The 719-nt window shown below is 47.8% G+C and carries 1 protein-coding gene; it reads right to left on the bottom strand.

Translation table 11 applies throughout. The features are described from left to right. On the bottom strand, nt 1-719 hold a 719-nt coding region (galE, locus tag J7Q78_RS09940), incomplete at both ends, for a UDP-glucose 4-epimerase GalE (RefSeq protein WP_208423209.1).

The raw sequence follows: 719 nt of genomic DNA, 5'->3' as shown, positions 1-719 counted from the left end.
GCTTCAAGATAACCGAGTGCTAAAATATGGGCGTCGGCTAAGTCTAAAACGTGGACATAATCACGGACGTTGGTGCCATCTGGGGTCTCATAATCGTCGCCAAAAATCGATAATTGATCGCGCTTTCCAGCGGCCACTTGTAACACAATTGGTAACAAATGGGTTTCGGGATGATGATCTTCGCCGATTGAACCGTCTGGTTTGGCACCAGCGACATTGAAGTAGCGCAAGGCGACAAACTTGATGTCGTAAGCTTTATCGGCCCATTTCATCATCGTTTCCATCATTAACTTGCTTTCGCCGTAGGGATTAGTTGGGACTTGTGGATCGGATTCCTTAATCGGAATTGACTGCGGTTCACCATAAGTTGCCGCCGTTGATGAGAAGACGATGTGTTTGACGTCGAACTCGTTCATCACTTCGAGTAAGGCCGTCATGCCATAAGTATTATTGTCGAAATATTTAAGTGGGGCTTGCATCGATTCGGGCACGATTGAGAAAGCGGCAAAATGAATCACACCGCTCACTTTTTCTTGTTGGAAGACGCTGCGCATGAACGCTTTGTCGCGAATGTCGCCTTGATAGAAGCGGGCTTGTGGATTAACGGCTGCTTGATGGCCAGTAACAAGATTGTCGACAACGGCCACATCTGTGCCGCGTTGGATTAATTGATCAACGGTGTGTGAGCCGATGTAGCCCGCACCACCTAGTACTAAAAC

Origin of the sequence: Latilactobacillus fragifolii (genome assembly GCF_905332535.1) — a bacterium.
GTDB classification, from domain to species: Bacteria; Bacillota; Bacilli; order Lactobacillales; family Lactobacillaceae; genus Latilactobacillus; species Latilactobacillus fragifolii.
This window is presented reverse-complemented; position numbering and strand designations above follow the sequence as displayed.